Below are 17353 nucleotides of genomic sequence, written 5' to 3' on the forward strand. Positions count from 1 at the left end.
CTCCCGCCGTCACCGCCGTGCGGGGATCAGGCGAGGTCGAAGCGGTCCGCGTTCATGACCTTGACCCAGGCCGCGACGAAGTCCGTCACGAACTTCTCCTTGGCGTCGTCGCTCGCGTACACCTCGGCGACGGCCCGCAGTTCGGCGTTCGAGCCGAAGACCAGGTCGGCCCGGGTGCCGCTCCAGGTGACCTTGCCCGAGGCGTCCCGCGCCTCGAAGGTGTTCGAGTCCCCCGAGGTGGCGGTCCAACGGGTGTCCAGGTCCAGCAGGTTGACGAAGAAGTCGTTCGTCAGCACGCCGGGGGTCGCGGTCAGGACACCGTGCGCGGACCGGCCGTGGTTGGCGCCCAGCACCCGCAGGCCGCCGACCAGTACGGTCAGTTCGGGGGCGCTCAGGCCCAGCAGGTTCGCCTTGTCGAGCAGCAGGTGCTCGGCCGGCAGCCGGTTGCCCTTGCCCACCCAGTTGCGGAAGCCGTCGGCCTTGGGCTCCAGCGCGGCGAAGGTCTCGGTGTCCGTCAGCTCCTGCGGCACGTCCACCCGGCCCGCCGCGAACGGCACCTCGACGGCGAGGCCCGCGGCCTTGGCCGCCTGCTCGACGCCGACGCCGCCGGCCAGCACCACCAGGTCGGCCAGCGAGACCTGCTTCCCGCCGCCCGCCTGCGCGTTGAACTCGCGCTGCACGCCCTCCAGGGCGCTCAGCACCGAGGCCAGCCGGTCGGGCTCGTTGACCTCCCAGCCGATCTGCGGCTGCAGCCGGATCCGGCCGCCGTTGGCGCCGCCGCGCTTGTCGCTGGAGCGGAACGAGGAGGCCGCCGCCCAGGCGGTGGAGACCAGCTCGGCCACCGACAGGCCGGTGGCGGTGATCCGCCGCTTGAGGTCGGCCACGTCCGCGACCCCGACCTGCTGGTAGTCGACCGTCGGCAGCGGGTCCTGCCAGAGCAGCTGCTCGGACGGGACCTCCGGGCCGCGGTAGCGCACGACCGGGCCCATGTCGCGGTGGGTCAGCTTGTACCAGGCGCGGGCGAAGGCGTCGGCGAACGCGTCCGGGTCCTCCAGGAAGCGCCGGGAGATCGGCTCGTAGACCGGGTCGAGGCGCAGCGACAGGTCGGTGGTGAGCATGATCGGCACGTGGCGCTTGGTCGGGTCGTGCGCGTCCGGGACGGTGCCCTCGCCGCCGCCGTCCTTCGGCTTCCACTGGTGGGCGCCGGCCGGGCTCTTGGTGAGCTCCCACTCGTAGCCGAACAGCGTCTCGAAGAAGCTGTTGTCCCAGGTGACCGGGGTGGGGGTCCAGGCGCCCTCCAGGCCGCTGGTGATGGCGTCGCCGCCGACACCGGTGCGGAAGCGGCTCTTCCAGCCGAGGCCCTGCTGCTCCATCGGCGCGTCCTCGGGGTCCGGGCCGACGTTGTCCGCCGGGCCGGCGCCGTGGGTCTTGCCGAAGGTGTGGCCGCCGGCGATCAGCGCGACGGTCTCCTCGTCGTTCATCGCCATCCGGTAGAAGGTCTCGCGGATGTCGCGGGCGGCGGCGATCGGGTCCGGGTTGCCGTTGGGGCCCTCGGGGTTGACGTAGATCAGGCCCATCTGGACGGCGGCCAGCGGGTTCTCCAGCTCGCGGTCGCCGGTGTAGCGCTCGTCGCCCAGCCAGGTGGTCTCCGGGCCCCAGTAGACGTCCTCGTCCGGCTCCCACTCGTCGACCCGGCCGCCGCCGAAGCCGAAGGTCCGGAAGCCCATGCCCTCCAGGGCGACGTTGCCGGCCAGGACGATCAGGTCGGCCCAGGACAGGCTGCGGCCGTACTTCTTCTTCACCGGCCACAGCAGCCGGCGGGCCTTGTCCAGGCTCGCGTTGTCGGGCCAGCTGTTCAGCGGGGCGAACCGCTGCTGACCGCCGCCGGCGCCGCCGCGGCCGTCGCTGATCCGGTAGGTGCCGGCACTGTGCCAGGCCATGCGGATCATGAACGGGCCGTAGTTGCCGTAGTCGGCCGGCCACCAGTCCTGCGAGGTGGTGAGCACCTCCTGGATGTCCCGCTTGACGGCCGGGAGGTCGAGCGCTTCGAAGGCCGCCGGGTAGTCGAATTCCGCTCCGAGCGGGTTGGCCACGGCGGGGTTCTTGGCAAGGATCTTGAGATTGAGCCGTTCCGGCCACCACTGGCGGTTGCCACCGCCCTGGGTGGGGTGCGGCGCGCGCCCGTGGTTCACCGGGCAGCCTTCCGCGTTCGCCCCTACGCCGGTTGCATCGTGGATGTCAGACATGGGAATCCTTCCCTCACAAGGCGGATCACGGTGTCTTCGCTGGCTGCCTTCGGCACCTGTCGGTGCTGTCCGGAGCTTCGTGCCACGTGTTGCTGCTGCGTACCACAGCAACGGGAGCCACGTGCTGTTGCTGACCAGGCTAGCGCCGGAGCCGATCCTACGATGGACGGAATCCAAGTCAAGAAAGACACCAAGCCCATATCCGATCGGGATCCGGAGGCCGCAGGATGTGTATTGGTAAACTCCGGTCTTCCCCTTGACCTGAATAGGTGAACCGATATGAGTGACCTGCTGGAGCGACTGCGCGGGCGCGGCTGGCGCCTGACCTCCCAGCGGCGTGTCGTGGCCGAGGTCCTGGACGGCGAACATGTGCACCTGACCGCGGACGAGGTGCACGCCCGGGCGGCCGAGCGCCTCCCGGAAATCTCCCGGGCGACGGTCTACAACACCCTCGGCGAGCTGGTCACGCTCGGCGAGGTCATCGAGGTCTCCACCGACGGGCGCGCCAAGCGCTACGACCCCAACGCCCACCGCCCGCACCAGCACCTGGTCTGCACCGGCTGCGGCGCCATCCGCGACGTCCACCCCCTCGGCAACCCGCTGGCCGACCTCCCGGCCGAGCAGCGCTTCGGATTCACCGTCTCCCAGGCCGAGGTCACCTACCGGGGGCTCTGCCCGGTCTGCGCGGGCTGACCGCCCGTCCCGCGCGGCCACGGGGACCCCTGACCCGCTTCCGCGACCCCAACCGGGATGCGCACGCCGTCGGGGCGCCGGGAGTTCGGCGCTCCGGATGCTCCTCCCGTACGGCGCGGGGGCGGTGACCGGCAACCTCGCCGCCGGACGGGCCACCGACCGCCGGGGACCCGACACCGTACTGACCGCCGGATACGCCGCACTGGCCGCCGCGCTCGGCGGACCGGCCCGGCTCGCCGCGGCCGCAGGGCTCCGCGGCGCCGCCGGCCGGACCGTCGGTGCTGCTCCGAGGCACCGGCAGCCGGTGCCGGACACGGTCACTGGCCCGAGGTGCCGCCTGCCGGGAGCCCGGAGACAGTGGAGGGTGGGGCCTTTCCCAGCCTGGAGGACACGTGCGTGCCGACAGACCGGACGGGATGCCGCCGCTGCACCTGCCGCGGCACACGAGGCTGCTGCTGTTCTGCGCGTTCCTGCTGCTGGTCGCCGCCGTCGTGGCCGACCTGGTGACCGGGCCCGGGACGACGCTGTCGCCCGTGCTGGCGGTGGCGCCGGTGCTGGCCGGGGCGACCACCCGCAGCGCCCGGGTACCGCTGGCGGCCGGCGGTCTGGCCGTGCTGGCCGTCGGACTGCTGGAGACCACCAACACCGAGCTGCCGACCGAGGTGCACGTCACCGCGCTGATCACCGTGCTCGCCGCGACCCTGGCCAGCGCGGCCAACGTGGTGCTGGTGGCGGCCCGCGAGCGGGAGCTGTTCCAGGTCCGCACGGTGGCCGAGGCCGCACAGCGGGCCCTGCTACGGCCCCCACCGGAGCGGATCGGACCACTGCGGGTCGCGGTGCGCTACGTCGCGGCGGCAGCCGAGGCCCGGATCGGCGGCGACCTGTACGCCGTGGTCGAGACCCGCTTCGGAGTACGGATCCTCCTCGGCGACGTCCAAGGACACGGGCTCCCCGCCGTGGAAACCGCCGCGGACGTCCTCGGAGTGTTCCGCGAAGCCGCCCGCACCGAACCCGACCCGGGCCGGCTCGCCCAGCGACTGGACGCGGCACTCACCGCCCGCCCGGACACGGACCGCTTCGCCACCGCACTCCTGCTCGACGTACCCCCGGACCGGGGCCCGGTCCGGGTCGTCAACTGCGGCCACCCACCCCCACTGCTCCGCCGCTCCGGCCGCGTCAGCGAACTGGAACCACCGTTCCCGGCACCCCCACTGGGCCTGCTCGGACTGACCGACGACCAGTACCCCACACGACACTTCGACCCCGAACCCGGCGACCTGCTGCTCCTGCACACCGACGGCGTGACCGAGGCCCGGGGCGCCGGGGGCGTCTTCTACCCGCTGGAGGAGCGCCTGCCGGGGCTGCCCGCAGGGAGCCCCGCCGACCTGCTGGACGCCCTGCTGGCAGACGTGGGGGAATGGGTCGGCGCCGTCGGCCTGACCGACGACGCGGCGCTGCTCGCGATCCGCTGGGAGCCGTGATCGGAGCCGGGAGCGGCGGCGTCGTAGAAATGAGCACCCCGGCGGCAACCGAGACATCAGTCTCGCCTTGGCTGCGAACGCACAGGATGGAGCCGTGAGTTGGAGCAGACGTACGTCCTTCTGATGACGAATGGTGAGAACCGTCGCGCCGGCTGGCAGATCTGGGCGAAGGACCTCTTGGCGCAGGAAGTGGGTCGAGGCCACGCGCGGGTCGTTTCAGAGCTGCACATCGTCCCGAGCTGGGAGCACCGCCTCTACACAGCCGATCTGCGCACGACGTCCGGCCGACGGGCCAAGGTCGGACTGCTCTTGGCCGAGCCCGAAGACCACCCGCGGATGAAGGACTTCTTTCCTGGGCTGGCGCTGCTTGCCCCGGCTTGGGACGGCGGCTACCGGGACCTGGTGAGGCGGTGCGCCGAGGTGTTCGTGCCGTACCTCGAAGCCGGTGTCCCGATGGATTGGGCACTCCACTGCGAGCGCCCCCTTCGTTCCGACTCTGCCGCGCCGGAATCATGAGGTAAGAGCCATCGGCTGCAGCCGGGGAGCACCTGTCCATCCCCAACGAACACGCAGATCTTTCAGCCCGTTCTGGAAGTTCGAGACCAGTCGCTTCGGCGGCACGGCCGAAACGAGCTCCAAACCCGGCAGGTCGGCGACGATCCGGTGGATCAAGGCCGACATCTGGATCCTCGCAAGTCGCGCTCCCACGCAGAAGTGGGGGCCGAACCCGAAGCCGACGTGGTCGTTCGGCGTGCGAGCGATGTCCAGGCGGTCCGGCTCCGGAAAAACCGCTTCGTCTCGGTTGGCGGATGCGTGGTAGACGACCACCTTGTCCCCGCCGCGGATCAGCTGCCCGGCCACCACCACGTCTCGGGTGGCGGTGCGTCGGAAGTCCAGTACCGGGGGCCAGAATCGAAGCAGCTCATCCACCGCCGTGGGCATCAGGCCCGGCTGTCGACTCAGGCGGGCGTACTCGTCGGCATGGGTGAGCAGGGAGTACAGCCCGCCGGGCAGACCGTTGCGCAGCGTCTCGTTGCCGGCGACGGCGAACAGGAAGAACATCGTCTCGAACTCGGCGGCGGTCAGGCCGGCTTCGCGCATGCGGGCGACGATGCTGCCCGGCGGTGGCTGTTCGGCGAGTGCGTGGGCGTAGGCGAACATGTCGGCGAGCGCCGTGCGGGAACGCGGGTTGAGCGGGCGGCCGTCGGGGGTGGTGAGGGCCGCGGGGCGGTGGGCGAGGGCGGCGCGGCCGAGGTCGGTGAGGTGGGACGGGTCGGCGGTGCTGGATTCGGCGTGGTCGGGGTCCTGGTATCCGATCACCCGGTTCGACCAGTCCACCAGCAGCTGCCGGTCCTGATCGGGCACGCCCAGGATCCGGGCCAGGGTCCACACCGGCAGGTCGGCGGCGATCGGCACGACGTCGGCCTCGCCCAACGGACGGATCGCGGCCACGAGTTCGGCCGCGCGCCGCTCGATGGCGACGGTCAGCTCGGCCAGCGCCCGCGGGGTGAACGCCGCGGCGACGGTGCGGCGCAGCCGGGAGTGGTCGGGCGGGTCCTGGTTGAGCATCATCGCCCGGGCGAACTCCAGGTCGGCCGGGGTGTCGAGGTCGCGGATCTGGGTCGCCCCGAGGTGCGAGGAGAACACTTCCGGTGTGCGCAGCACGTGCTTCACGTCCGCGTGCCGCAGTACCGCCCAGTAGCCGGTCCCGGCCGGCCAGTCCCCCACCGCCGGCTCCTCCACCCAGCACACCGGCGCCTCGGCCCGCAGCTCGCGGAACAGCTCGTACGGCACGCCCTCGGCGTAGGTGGCGGGTAGGAAGATCCGGTTCGCCCGCGCCTGATCGAAGCCCATGCCGACCGACCGTACGCCGTGCCCCGGCGACCTGCCAGGACGCGGGACGACGCGGCTGCGGGCTTCGGTAGCCGGGATCCCGTAGGGTCGGCCAATGGCGAAGTACTTCGACGTGCATCCAGAGTCCCCCCAGCCGCGCACGATCGGCACCGTGGCGGACAGCCTCCGGTCCGGGGCCCTCATCGCGTACCCGACCGACTCCTGTTTCGCCCTGGGCTGCCGGCTGGACAACCGCGACGGCCTCGAACGGATCCGGTCGATCCGGCGTCTCGACGAGCGCCACCACTTCACCCTGATGTGCGAGGACTTCGCGCAGCTGGGGCAGTTCGTCCAGCTCGACAACAACGTCTTCCGGGCCGTCAAGGCCGCGACGCCGGGCAGTTACACCTTCATCCTGCCCGCCACCAAGGAAGTCCCCCGCCGCCTGATGCACCCGAAGAAGAAGACGGTGGGCGTCAGGATCCCCGACCACGTCGTCACCCGGGCCCTGCTCGCCGAACTCGGCGAGCCCCTGCTCTCCAGCACCCTGGTCCTCCCCGGCGACGACGAACCGATGACCCAGGGGTGGGAGATCAAGGAACGGCTCGACCACGTGCTGGACGCCGTGGTGGACTCGGGCGACTGCGGCACGGAACCGACGACGGTCGTCGACTTCTCGGGCGGCGCACCGGAGATCGTCCGGCGCGGGGCCGGGGACCCGTCGCGCTTCGAGTGAGCGTCCGGCACCGAGCGGAGCGTCTCAGCTCCCGGCCGGGCCGGGCGGGGCGGCCGTCGCGGTCGTCACCAGGACGTCGTGCACGGTGAAGAGCTGTTCGAGCGGGCCGGATCCGTCGGTCCGGTCGATCGCCTCCTCGACGGCGCGCCGGAGGGCCGGGCCGCGCAGCCACGCGGTGAAGGCCAGGTGGGCGGCGCCCCCGCGGTCCCAGAAGGCGTTGCGGGGCCTGCCGCCGCTGTCGAGCAGGAACTCGTGCAGCCTGTCGACGGCGGTCGCCGTCGCCAGCCGCTCCCACGCCGCCAGCCGGCCGTCGGTGCCCGCCGGGTCGGCGGCGGCGAGGGCGCACAGGACGGCCTCGGCGTCCCACCACGCGGGTCCGGTCAAGACGTCCGACCAGAGCGCGTCCAGGAGTTGGCGCAGGTACGGCGCCTCCGGCCAGTCGGACCAGCCCGCCCGGGCCAGCTTGAGGCAGAACGGCTCCAGGTCGGGGAGGGTGAGCTCGCCGGCGAGGAGGAGCTGGAGGATCCGGGGCGTGAAGTACCGCAGGTCGGCCGGGGAGCCGACGGTGTTCAGCACCGATGCGGCGTACCGCGTCAGGTCCTCGGGCCCGAGCCGCTCCCGGGGCGTGCGGAGCAGGGTGTCGATCGCGACCTGCGGGGTGCAGCAGGGGCAGGCGTCGATCACGGTGGGTCGCGGCGCGGCGGCGAAGGCGTCGGGCAGGCCGTCGACGAGGTTCTGGAGTCCCATGGTGGGGTCATTCAACACGGGTCGCGGGCACGCCTCCGGGTCCGGCCGCCCTGCGCCCCCGTCCCCGCCCTGGGCGTGTTCCCGGGTCCGGGCGCGGGCGCGGGCGTGGGCGTGGGCGCGGGGCCGGGAAATTCACCCCTGTGCGGGGAATCGCAGCGATCACCGGGTGGTTGGGCCAAGGCGACGAGCCAGTACGGACATCGCGGTACTCGCAGACGAGGGGCTTCCCATGAAGATCGGCATCATCGGCGCGGGCAACATCGGCGGCAACCTGACCCGGCGGCTGACCGCGCTGGGGCACGACGTCTCGGTGGCCAATTCGCGCGGCCCGGAGACGTTGAAGGGCCTGGTCGAGGAGACCGGCGCGACGGCGGTGACGGTCCCCGAGGCGGCGCGCGGCGCCCAGGTCGTGGTCGTGACCGTCCCGCTGAAGAACGTGCCGGACCTGCCCGCCGGGCTGTTCGACGGGGCCGCCGAGGGCGTGGCCGTGATCGACACCGGCAACTACTACCCGAAGGAGCGCGACGGCCGGATCGACGCGATCGAGGACGGCGGCATCACCGAGAGCCGGTGGACGGAGCAGCACCTGGGGCACCCGGTGGTGAAGGTGTTCAACGGCACCTACGCGCAGGACCTGCTGGAGCGGCCGCTGCCGGCCGGCGACCCGGAGCGGATCGCCGTGCCGGTGGCGGGTGACGACGAGGCGGCGAAGCGGGTCGTCCGAGCGCTGGTCGACGAGCTGGGCTTCGACACGGTGGACGCGGGCGGCATCGACGACTCCTGGCGCCAGCAGCCGGCCACGCCGGTGTACGGGCTGCGCGCCGGGGTCGCGGCCGTGACCCGGGCGCTCGCGGAGGCGTCCCCGGAGCGCCCGGCGGCCCACCGGGCCTGAGCCCGGTGCCCGTGCCCCGGGGCCTGCGTTCAGGCCTTGGGGCACCAGCACCGGCACCAGCGCCGGGCGCCGGGCGCGGCCTCAGGCGAGCCGGCGCGCCCCCTCGGCCGGAACGGCGGTGAGGGTGCGCGGCTCGGCGTACCCCGCGGTGCGGAAGGCCGCGGTGACCTCGGCGGCGACGCGCCCCGCCTCGGCCGCGTCGACGAGGGCGATGACGGAGCCGCCGAAGCCGCCGCCGGTCATCCGGGCGCCGTGGGCGCCGGCGGCCAGGGCGGCTTCGACTGCGAGGTCGGTCTCCGGGCAGGACACCCGGTAGTCGTCGCGCAGCGAGGCGTGTCCGGCGGTCAGGACCGGGCCGAGCGCGGCCGGGTCCCCGGCGTCCAGGTGGGCGACGGCTTCCTCCACCCGAGCGTTCTCGGTGACGACGTGGCGCATCAACGGGCGCAGCTCTGCGGGGAGTTGTGCGAGCGCGTCGGCGAGTGCGGACGGCTGCAGGGAGCGCAGTGCGGGCAGCCCGAGCAGGGCGGCGGCCCGTTCGCAGCCGGCCCGCAGGGCCGCGTACGCGCCGTCCCCGAGGTCGTGTTTGACCCGGGTGTCCAGGACCAGCAGCGCGAGGCCCGCACCGGCGAGGTCGACCGGCACCTGGCGTGCCGTCAGGTCCCGGCTGTCCAGGAACAGCGCGGCGCCGGGGCGGCAGCACATCGAGGCCATCTGGTCCATGATCCCGCACGGCACGCCGACGAAGGCGTTCTCGGCCCGCTGGGCGAGCAGGGCGAGTTCGGGTGCGGTGAGGCCGAGCCCGTACAGGTCGGCGTAGGCGGTGGCGACGACGCATTCCAGGGCCGCCGAGGAGGAGAGTCCGGCGCCGCCGGGGACGTCGCTGTCCAGCCGGATGTCGGCGCCGCCGACCTGGTGTCCGGCCTCGCGCAGCGCCCACACCACTCCGGCGGGGTAGCCGGCCCAGCCGGGCACCGCGCCGGGCGCGAGGTCGGCGATGCGCAGTTCGGTGACCGGCCCGCGGCCCTGGGCGGACCAGAGCCGCAGCCGGCCGTCGTCACGGCGGGCCGCCCGGGCGCGGACGGTCTGCGGGAGGGCGATCGGCAGCACGAACCCGAGGTTGTAGTCGGTGTGTTCGCCGATCAGGTTCACCCGGCCGGGGGCGGCCCACTCGCCTTCGGCGGGGCGGCCGTAGAGCTCGGCGAAGGTGTTCACGGGGCGACCTCCCGCAGCCGCCGGGCCGCGTCCTCGGGGGTGACGTCGTTGACGAAGGCGTCCATGCCGGATTCCACGCCGGCCAGGTACTTGAGTTTGTCGGCGGTGCGCCGGATGGTGAACAGCTCCAGGTGCAGGGCGAGTTCGGCGCGCTGCCCGGCGGGCGCCTGGTGCCAGGCGGAGATGTACGGGGTGCGGCCGGCGGGGAAGAGCCGGTCGAAGCGGCGCAGCAACTCCAGGTAGATCGCCGGGAATTCGGCGCGCTGCGGTTCGTCGAGGGCGGTCAGGTCGGGGACCCGGCGGTGCGGGTACAGGTGCACCTCGTAGGGCCAGCGGGCGGCGAAGGGCACGAAGGCCGTCCAGTGGGTGCCGGTGAGGACGGTCCGCTCGCCGTGGGCGCGTTCGGCGGCGAGCAGGTCCTCGAAGAGGTTGCGGCCGGTGGCGGCTCGGTGGTCGGCGGCCCGGACGGCCGTCCGGGCGGTGCGCGGGGTGGTGAAGGGGAAGGCGTAGATCTGGCCGTGCGGGTGGGCGAGGGTGACGCCGATCTCGGCGCCCCGGTTCTCGAAGCAATAGACCTGTTCGACGCCCGGCAGCGCGGAGAGTTCGGCGGTGCGGTCGGTCCAGGCGTCGAGGACGAGGCGGGCCCGTTCGGGGGTGAGGTCGGCGAAGGAGGCGTCGTGGTCGGCGGTGAAGCAGACCACCTCGCAGCGGCCGGCGCCGGGGCCCGCGGTCCACAGGCCGTCGGCGTCCCGGGAGGGGGCGGCCGGCGGGCCTGCGAGCGAGGGGAAGCGGTTCTCGAAGACGGCCACCTGGTAGTCCTCGGCCGGGATCTCGCTGAGCCGCCCGTCCCGGGACGGGCAGAGCGGGCACTCCTCGGCGGGCGGCCGGTAGGTGCGGGCCTGGCGGTGGGCGGCGATGGTGACCCGGTCGCCGGTGACGGGGTCGAGCCGGACCTGGGAGCCGGGGACCTGCGGGTCCAGCGGGCGCCGGTCGACGGCGTTCCGGGGGGCGGCGGTGCCGCGGTCGTAGTAGATCAGCTGCCGACCGTCCGCGAGTCCGGTCACGGTCCTGCCGGTGGGCTGAGTCAGGGTTGTCCCCGCCATGGCCTTCTTCCTCCGAGTGAAGCCATTGGAATCAACAGAAAGCTACAATCTCAAACATTATCCACCAGCACCACTGGCCGGCCGTGGTCGAAGGAAGCCTCCCGACGGCTGACAGCGCGCGGTTGGTCTCCTCCTCGGCCGGGGTGGGCGTGGTCGGCCCCGCCCCGGGGAGAGGCCGTGGCAACTGGTCGGCGAGCTGATCGTCGCCCCGGCCCCCGGCCGGCTGCCGGCCGTCACCCAGCCCCCGGCCGTCGCCTAACGTCCGGCCGCCGTCGGGCCGTCGGCCGCCGCCTGCCCATCGGCCGCCGCCCCGCCGTCGTCCGCCGACTGACGGCCGGGCAGCGGCCACCCGCTGCTCCCCCGCACCACCAGCTCGGTCGCCAGCTCCGCCCCGGCAGCCGGCACCGCCCCGTCCCGCACCTGGCCGAGCAGCCGGTCCACCAGCGCGGCCGCGATCGCCCGCAGCGGCAGCCGGACGGAGGTCAGCGCGGGGTGCAGGTGGCGGCAGAGCGGCGTGTCGTGGAAGCCGGTGACGGCCACCCCGCCGGGCCCGACCACCAGCCCCTCCGCCCGGACCGCCTCGTACACGTCCAGCGCCAGCAGGTCGCTGCCCGCCGCGAAGGCGGTCGGCCGCTCGGGCCCGCGCAGCAGCGCCCGGACGGCGGTGACCGCCGGCCCGGACCCGCCCGGGCCCGCGGCCGCCGCCCCGGCCGTCCCCGGCTCGGGGAGCGCCACCGCGGACAGCCCCAGCCGCCGGGCCTCGGCGAGGAAGCCCGCCCGCCGGGCCGCCATCCAGGGCAGGTCCTCGGCGGTCCCGAGGTAGCCGATCCGGCGGTGGCCGAGCTCCGCGAGGTGGCGTACCACCGCGGCCGTCGCCGCGTCGTTGGCGATGTCCACCCAGTGCTGCGGCTGCCCCGGTCCGGTGCGGCCGAAGCTGACGAAGGGGACGCCGAGCCGGGCGACGTGCGCGATCCGGGCGTCCTCGGCGAGCACGTCCGCCAGCACCAGCCCGTCCACCTGACGGGCCGCCACCAGTTCGTCGATCGCGGCCGCCGGGTCGCCCGCCGGCGGGGCGGGCCGGAACAGCAGCACCCGCTGGCCCTCGGCCCCGGCCGCGTCGACCAGGGCCTCCAGGAAGCCGGCCATCAGCGGGTTGGGGTCGAGCGGGTCGTCCACCGGGGCGAGGTAGCCGAGGGTGCGCCGGGCACCGCTGCGCAGGGAACGCGCCGACTGGTCGGGCTGGTACCCGAGTTCGCGGATCGCGGCGGTGACCCGGTCCAGGGTTTCGGGGCGGACCCGCTGCGGGGCGTTGAGCGCGTTGGAGACGGTCTGCCGGGAGACCCCGGCCGCGCGGGCGACCTCCTCGATCGTGCTGGCGCCGCGGCGCGGCCGCTGCGGTCCCTCGGGCATGCGTCCCCTCCCAACTGGTACGGCGGGCCCGGCCGGGCACGGTCAGCGGCGGCGCAGGGTGAGCAGCCCGCCGCGCGGTACGGGGACCGGCTCCGACCGGTCCAGTGCGACCTCGCCCTGCCGGACGATACGCCCCCGGGCGTCCTGCACCGTCATCGCGGCCGTGCCGCTGCCGCCAGTGAGCCTGACGTCCGGGTCGGCGTCGGCGTTGGCGACCAGCAGGGTGCGCCAGTCGTCGCCGGAGGCATCCACCGGCAGTGCGGCGTAGCGGGCCACCGCGACGGTGTCGACTCCGCGCGCGGTGACCATCGGGTAGCCGAGGTCGGGGCGGACCGGGAGCAGCTCGCCGAGTTGCAGGGTGGCGGTGTGCTCGCGGAAGACGCCGAGCCAGAAGGCGATCGCCTCGCGCTGTCCGTCGTCCTGCGCGGCGAGGTCGACGGAGATCTGCGGGACGGAGAAGAGCACGTTGATCAGGTGGCAGGCGATCTGCTCCGGCGGCTCGGCCGGGTGCCACATCAGCATGTCGGCGTGGACCGGGACGGGCCCGGCGGCGAGCCGCACGTCGACGGTGCGCTGCCGGTTCTCCTGCGGGCTGAGCGGGCAGTCGGTGGCGCGGATCATCGTGACGTACGGCCACAGGCCCGGGCTGACGTACGGCTGGCGGTGTTCGATCATCGCCTCGGGGTTCGCGGCGGTGATCCGGCGGCGGATCTCGGCGAGCAGCCGCTCGACGCCCTCGTCGACGCTCGCGCAGTCCGCCTCGGGGCCGACCGCCGGGGCGTCGTCGCGGTCCCGGCCGAACCAGTCGACGAAGTCGACCTTGAGACCGTCCATGCCCCACTCCTCGACGGCGCGGGCGAGCCGGTCGGTGAGGAAGTCGCGGACCTCGGGGTAGCGGGGGTCGGCGACGATCGCGCCCATGTGGGCGGCGTCGGCGAGCGCGTGGTGGCCGATCTTCCGGTACGCGGCGCTGTCCTTGCCGATGAACGGCAGTGCGTACCAGAGCAGGTAGCGCACCCCGAGGTCGTGGACGCGCCGCACGTGGGCGGCGGTGTCGGGCAGCGAGACCGGCTCCCAGTCGCCGCAGTGGGCGTAGCCGCGGGTGCGGTCGGCGGTCATCCAGCCGTCGTCCACGATGATCACGTCCAGGCCGAGTTCCTTGCCGAGCGCGGCCTGGGTCTCGACGCCCTCGGGCGAGACGTCCTGGTGCATGGAGTACCAGGTGGAGTACGCGGGGCGGCGGGCGGCCTCGGGGATGTCGGCCGTGTGGTCGGCGCCCCACCAGGCGGTGAGGTCGGCCAGGCAGCGGGCGTAGTGCCGGCGCGAGGTGTCGATCCGGACGGTGAGGCCCTCGGGGGCCTGGGCCCAGAACCGGAACTCGCCGGTCTCCTCGACGACTCCGGCGCCGGCCAGCACGTCCGGGCGCCCGGCGGCGAAGGCGCAGAGCGCGACGTCCCCGGTGCCGACCAGTGCGGCGATCGGCGCGCCGACGGTCAGGCCGGTGCGGCGCGGGGCGCTCCAGGCGGCGGGCAGCCAGCCGGTGCCGCGCGGCTCGGGCGTCCACAGGGCGGTGGCGTCGACGCAGGGGACGCGCCATTCGATCCGGACCTCGCCGGAGTCCTCGGCGGTCACCTCCACCACCCCGTCGGCGACCTCCCGGGCCGTGGCGGCGCCGCTGACCAGCAGGTCCAGCCCCTGGGCGTGGAGCGGACGCAGGCCTCCGGTGGCGGCGGGGGCGTGCGGTTCCCAGATCTCGGTCGTGCTCTCGGTCATGCTCAGCCTTTCGTGGCGCCGGCCAGCAGGCCGGAGATGAACTGCCGCTGGAGGACCAGGAAGAGGACCATCATCGGCAGGGTGGAGAGCGCGGTGCCGGAGAGGATCGCGCCGTAGTCGGTGTTGCTCTTGTTGCCGTGCAGCGTCGCGAGGGCCACCGGAAGGGTCTGCATCTCGGGGCTGCGCAGGGCCACCAGGGGCCAGACGAACTGGTTCCAGGAGCCCAGGAAGAGGAAGATCGACAGGGCTGCCAGCACCGGTCGCATGACCGGCACGACGACGCTCCACAGCACCCGGAACTCGCCGGCGCCGTCGACCCTGGCGGCGTCCAGGAGTTCGTCCGGCAGGCTGGTCAACGACTGCCGCATCAGGAAGATGGCGAACGGCACGCAGAGGCCAGGCAGGATGAGCGCCTGGTACGTGTCGAGCAGGCCGAAGTTCATCATCATCTTGAACAGCGGCACCAGCATGACCTGTTCGGGCACCACGAGGGTGGAGAACAGGAGTGCGAAAAGCACGGTCCGGCCGCGGAAGCGGAACTTGGCGAAGGCGTAGCCGGCCAGCAGCGCCACGACGAGCGCGCCGAGCGTCTGGATCCCGGCCACCAGCAGCGAGTTGCCGACCACCCGGAGCAGTCCGATCTTGGCCTGGAGGTGGTCGAGGTTCTCGCCCAGGTGGCCGCCGGGCAGCAGTTTCGGCGGCCAGTCGAAGATCTCGGTGTCCTTGCGGGTGGAGGCGACCACCAGCCAGTAGAACGGTCCGATGGACAGTCCGGTGACCGCCGCGAGGGCGAAGGTCAGCGGCCAGCCCCGCAGTCTTTTCAGGTTCACTGGTCGCGCTCTCCCATCAGGCGCATCTGGACCGCGCCGAGCACCGACACCAGCAGGGTGAGCGCGTAGGCGATGGCGGAGGCGTAGCCGAAGTCGAAGTACCGGAAGCCGTTCTGGTACAGGTACATGGAGACGGTGAGGGTGGCGTTGTCCGGGCCGCCGCCGGTCAGCACGTAGGGCTCGTCGAAGAGTTGGAGCGTGCCGATGGTGGACAGGACGACGGTGAACAGCAGTACCGGGCGCAGCGCGGGCACGGTGATGGCGGTGAAGCGGCGGATCGGCCCGGCGCCGTCGACCATCGCGGCCTCGTAGAGCTCCTTGGGGATGCCCTGCAGACCGGCCAGGTAGATGACGGCGTTGTAGCCGGTGTAGTGCCAGGTGAGCACGAGGACGACGGACATCCGGGCCCAGAACGGATCGCCCAGCCAGTCGACGGCGGGCAGGCCGACGGCGTTCAGCGCCCAGTTGACCGCACCGTCGTCGGTGTTGAGCAGGAAGGCGAAGATCACGCCGGTGGCGACCAGGCCGGTGACGGAGGGCATGAAGACGCCGAGCCGCCACACGGCCCGACAGCGCACCACCGCCGAGTTGATGCCGACGGCCATCAGCAGGGCCAGGCCGAGCATCAGCGGGACCTGGACGACGAGGATCTCGGCGGTGTTGCGCAGGGCCGTCCAGAACAGCGGATCGTCCAGCAGACGCTGGTAGTTGGCGAGGCCGGCGCCATGGGTGGCGGCGCCCGAGCCGGTGGTGAAGGACAGCAGCAGCGAGTCGACGACCGGGTAGGCCTTGAACACGCCGAAGGTGATCAGGGCGGGGGCGAGCAGGAGGTAGGGCACGGCCCTGCGGCGGGCCCGGGCCCTGCGGTGGGACCGCCCGGCGGCGGTGACCGCCACCGGTTCGCGCAGCGCGGCGGGTCGGGTGGTGGCGGTCATGCGATGCTGCGTCCGGTCTGCTGGGCGAGCTGCTTGGCGGCGTCCTGGAGGACGGCGGCCGGGTCTCCGCCCTTGAGGAAGACCTTGGTCTGCGCGTCGCTGGCGAGCTTGAGGGCGCGGGCGTAGTCGCCGGAGTAGTTGGTGGATCCGCCGCCGTCGAGGGCCAGTTCGGTGAAGGTCTTCAGGACGGGCTGGTCACCGTAGAAGGCGCTGGGCTTGGCGTACATCGGGTCGGTGTACGCCGCGGTGAGGGCGGGGAAGACGCCGCCGGCGGTGAACATGCTGTTCACCGAGGCGGTGCGGGTGAGCGCGTACTCGACGAACTTCCAGGCGGCGCGGCGGCGCGGGCTGGAGGCGGCGACGGCGAGGTGGGTGGAGTTGACCAGCGCGGTGCGCCTGCCACCGGGGGTGACCGCCGGGGGCTTGGCGAGCCGCCAGTTGCCGCTCTGGTCGGCGAACTTCTTCTCCAGGTAGTGCGCGGCCCAGGCGGGCATCGGCGCGACGGCGATCTTGCCGGCCTTCATCAGGTTGCCCCAGCCCTGGTCACCGGGGGCGTCGGCGATCAGCCCGGCGTCCTCCAGGTGCTTGACGGTGGTCATCGCCCGGACGTCCTCGGCCGAGCCGAGGGTGATCTTCCCCTGGAGGTCGAAGTAGAAGGCTCCCTGGAGCTGCATCAGGGACTGCAGGAAGTCGAGGTCGGGGCTGGGGTTGGCGGCCTTGTTGAGGCCGATCAGGGAGACGCCGGGGTTGGCGGCCTTGAAGCGGTCGGCGACGGCGATCAGGTCGTCCCAGGTGGCGAGGGCTTCGGGGTCGATGCCCGCCTTGTCGAAGTAGTCCTTGCGGTAGAAGAAGCCGAGCGGGTTGACCTCCCAGGGCAGCGCGTAGGCGTGGCCGTCCTTGCCGGTGACGACCGGCCACAGGCCCTTGGCGAACTTGTCCTTGTGGGCGTCGGCGCCGAACTCGGAGAGGTTGGCGAGGCCCCCGGGGAACTTCTCCATGTACCCGGGCAGGTAGTCGCAGCCGATGTGCAGGACGTCGCCGAGGCCTTGGCCGCCGGCCGCCATACCGACGGTGATCTTGTCCCAGATGGCGGGTTCGCCGATGTCCTGGACGTCGACCTTGATCCCGGGGTTGTCCTGCTCGAAGGCCGGGACGACGCCGCGCAGGGCCTCGGCGGCGGTGGCCCAGGACCAGACGGTGACGGTGCCGCTGTCGGCGTCCCCGCCGGAGGCGCCGCCCGAGCCGGAGCCGCCGCCACAGGCCGCGAGGGTGCCGCCGGCGGTGAGGGCCAGCAGGCCCGCTCCGGAGGCGCGGAGCAGATCGCGTCGAGAAAGGTGTGACATTGCATTCCTTTCGGTGGGGCGGCACTGGAAGACAGAGGAAAGGGAGGGGTGGCGCTCATCCTGATGCTTGTTCGGTGTTTTGAACGTTCAAACACACAAAACAAACCAGAACCAAACAG

At 73.0% G+C, this 17353-nt stretch carries 15 protein-coding genes; 5 read left to right on the top strand and 10 right to left on the bottom strand.

The features are described 5' to 3' along the window. Positions 1–26 precede the first annotated feature (26 nt). Positions 27–2246, bottom strand: coding sequence for a catalase/peroxidase HPI (gene katG, locus ACFV04_RS11390; RefSeq protein WP_380528495.1), 2220 nt, complete (start codon positions 2244–2246; stop codon positions 27–29). Positions 2247–2525: 279 nt separating this feature from the next. Between katG and ACFV04_RS11395 the strand changes: the two genes are divergently transcribed. The 3 genes from ACFV04_RS11395 (at position 2526) to ACFV04_RS11405 (ending at position 4936) form a co-directional block, all read left to right on the top strand. Then, positions 2526–2939 (top strand): Fur family transcriptional regulator, encoded by a 414-nt coding sequence (locus tag ACFV04_RS11395; RefSeq protein ID WP_380345884.1) that lies wholly within the window; start codon positions 2526–2528, stop codon positions 2937–2939. A gap of 392 nt (positions 2940–3331) precedes the next feature. Then, positions 3332–4420, top strand: coding sequence for a PP2C family protein-serine/threonine phosphatase (locus ACFV04_RS11400; protein WP_380528498.1), 1089 nt, complete (start codon positions 3332–3334; stop codon positions 4418–4420). A 99-nt stretch (positions 4421–4519) separates the two neighbouring features. Next, positions 4520–4936 (top strand): hypothetical protein, encoded by a 417-nt coding sequence (locus ACFV04_RS11405; protein WP_380528500.1) that lies wholly within the window; start codon positions 4520–4522, stop codon positions 4934–4936. Here ACFV04_RS11405 and ACFV04_RS11410 read toward each other — a convergent pair. Continuing rightward, positions 4931–6274: a cytochrome P450 gene (locus ACFV04_RS11410; RefSeq protein ID WP_380528502.1), complete on the bottom strand. Its 1344-nt coding sequence runs from the start codon at positions 6272–6274 to the stop codon at positions 4931–4933. The two genes, ACFV04_RS11405 and ACFV04_RS11410, sit on opposite strands and share 6 nt — an antisense overlap. A gap of 94 nt (positions 6275–6368) precedes the next feature. Between ACFV04_RS11410 and ACFV04_RS11415 the strand changes: the two genes are divergently transcribed. Next, positions 6369–6989 carry an L-threonylcarbamoyladenylate synthase gene (locus tag ACFV04_RS11415; RefSeq protein WP_380345892.1) on the top strand — a complete coding sequence of 207 codons (621 nt, stop codon included), beginning with the start codon at positions 6369–6371 and terminating at the stop codon, positions 6987–6989. Positions 6990–7013: 24 nt separating this feature from the next. On the opposite strand, the gene ACFV04_RS11420 is transcribed toward ACFV04_RS11415, so the two are convergent. Beyond that, entirely contained in the window at positions 7014–7736 is a 723-nt protein-coding gene (locus ACFV04_RS11420) for a hypothetical protein (RefSeq protein WP_380528504.1), read from the bottom strand. Positions 7737–7965: 229 nt separating this feature from the next. Here ACFV04_RS11420 and ACFV04_RS11425 point away from each other — a divergent pair, with 229 nt between their 5' ends. After that, positions 7966–8628, top strand: coding sequence for an NADPH-dependent F420 reductase (locus tag ACFV04_RS11425; RefSeq protein ID WP_380528506.1), 663 nt, complete (start codon positions 7966–7968; stop codon positions 8626–8628). An 81-nt stretch (positions 8629–8709) separates the two neighbouring features. Here the strand turns inward: ACFV04_RS11425 and galK are convergent, their stop codons facing one another. From galK to ACFV04_RS11460, 7 genes are all read right to left on the bottom strand, one after another. Further along, positions 8710–9840: a galactokinase gene (gene galK, locus ACFV04_RS11430; RefSeq protein WP_380528508.1), complete on the bottom strand. Its 1131-nt coding sequence runs from the start codon at positions 9838–9840 to the stop codon at positions 8710–8712. Beyond that, the gene (galT, locus tag ACFV04_RS11435; RefSeq protein ID WP_380528510.1) at positions 9837–10943 is read right to left on the bottom strand and encodes a galactose-1-phosphate uridylyltransferase; all 1107 of its coding nucleotides are present in this window, start codon (positions 10941–10943) and stop codon (positions 9837–9839) included. The genes galK and galT overlap by 4 nt, the downstream gene beginning before the upstream one ends. Positions 10944–11198: 255 nt before the next feature. Continuing rightward, positions 11199–12353, bottom strand: a complete 1155-nt coding sequence (locus ACFV04_RS11440) for a LacI family DNA-binding transcriptional regulator (RefSeq protein WP_380528511.1) — start codon at positions 12351–12353, stop codon at positions 11199–11201. Between the two features lie 42 nt (positions 12354–12395). After that, a complete protein-coding gene (locus ACFV04_RS11445) occupies positions 12396–14126 on the bottom strand; it encodes a glycoside hydrolase family 36 protein (RefSeq protein WP_380528513.1) in 1731 nt (576 codons plus the stop codon). Between the two features lie 2 nt (positions 14127–14128). Next, a complete protein-coding gene (locus tag ACFV04_RS11450; protein WP_360263703.1) occupies positions 14129–14956 on the bottom strand; it encodes a carbohydrate ABC transporter permease in 828 nt (275 codons plus the stop codon). Next, on the bottom strand, positions 14953–15891 hold the full coding sequence (locus tag ACFV04_RS11455; RefSeq protein WP_380345903.1) for a carbohydrate ABC transporter permease: 939 nt from the start codon (positions 15889–15891) through the stop codon (positions 14953–14955). The genes ACFV04_RS11450 and ACFV04_RS11455 overlap by 4 nt, the downstream gene beginning before the upstream one ends. Continuing rightward, positions 15888–17234, bottom strand: coding sequence for a sugar ABC transporter substrate-binding protein (locus ACFV04_RS11460; protein WP_360263697.1), 1347 nt, complete (start codon positions 17232–17234; stop codon positions 15888–15890). The genes ACFV04_RS11455 and ACFV04_RS11460 overlap by 4 nt, the downstream gene beginning before the upstream one ends. Between the last annotated feature and the right edge of the window lie 119 nt (positions 17235–17353).

The sequence above is a fragment of the Kitasatospora sp. NPDC059599 genome, from assembly GCF_042735125.1.
Taxonomy (GTDB): Bacteria; Actinomycetota; Actinomycetes; order Streptomycetales; family Streptomycetaceae; genus Kitasatospora.

Bases quoted from the DNA above. Each gene is read 5' to 3' on its own strand.
- katG (WP_380528495.1), bottom strand. From the start codon at position 2,246: ATGTCTGACATCCACGATGCAACCGGCGTAGGGGCGAACGCGGAAGGC.
- ACFV04_RS11395 (WP_380345884.1), top strand. From the start codon at position 2,526: ATGAGTGACCTGCTGGAGCGACTGCGCGGGCGCGGCTGGCGCCTGACC.
- ACFV04_RS11410 (WP_380528502.1), bottom strand. From the start codon at position 6,274: ATGGGCTTCGATCAGGCGCGGGCGAACCGGATCTTCCTACCCGCCACC.
- ACFV04_RS11415 (WP_380345892.1), top strand. From the start codon at position 6,369: ATGGCGAAGTACTTCGACGTGCATCCAGAGTCCCCCCAGCCGCGCACG.
- ACFV04_RS11420 (WP_380528504.1), bottom strand. From the start codon at position 7,736: ATGGGACTCCAGAACCTCGTCGACGGCCTGCCCGACGCCTTCGCCGCC.
- ACFV04_RS11425 (WP_380528506.1), top strand. From the start codon at position 7,966: ATGAAGATCGGCATCATCGGCGCGGGCAACATCGGCGGCAACCTGACC.
- galT (WP_380528510.1), bottom strand. From the start codon at position 10,943: ATGGCGGGGACAACCCTGACTCAGCCCACCGGCAGGACCGTGACCGGA.
- ACFV04_RS11440 (WP_380528511.1), bottom strand. From the start codon at position 12,353: ATGCCCGAGGGACCGCAGCGGCCGCGCCGCGGCGCCAGCACGATCGAG.
- ACFV04_RS11445 (WP_380528513.1), bottom strand. From the start codon at position 14,126: ATGACCGAGAGCACGACCGAGATCTGGGAACCGCACGCCCCCGCCGCC.
- ACFV04_RS11455 (WP_380345903.1), bottom strand. From the start codon at position 15,891: ATGACCGCCACCACCCGACCCGCCGCGCTGCGCGAACCGGTGGCGGTC.
- ACFV04_RS11460 (WP_360263697.1), bottom strand. From the start codon at position 17,234: ATGTCACACCTTTCTCGACGCGATCTGCTCCGCGCCTCCGGAGCGGGC.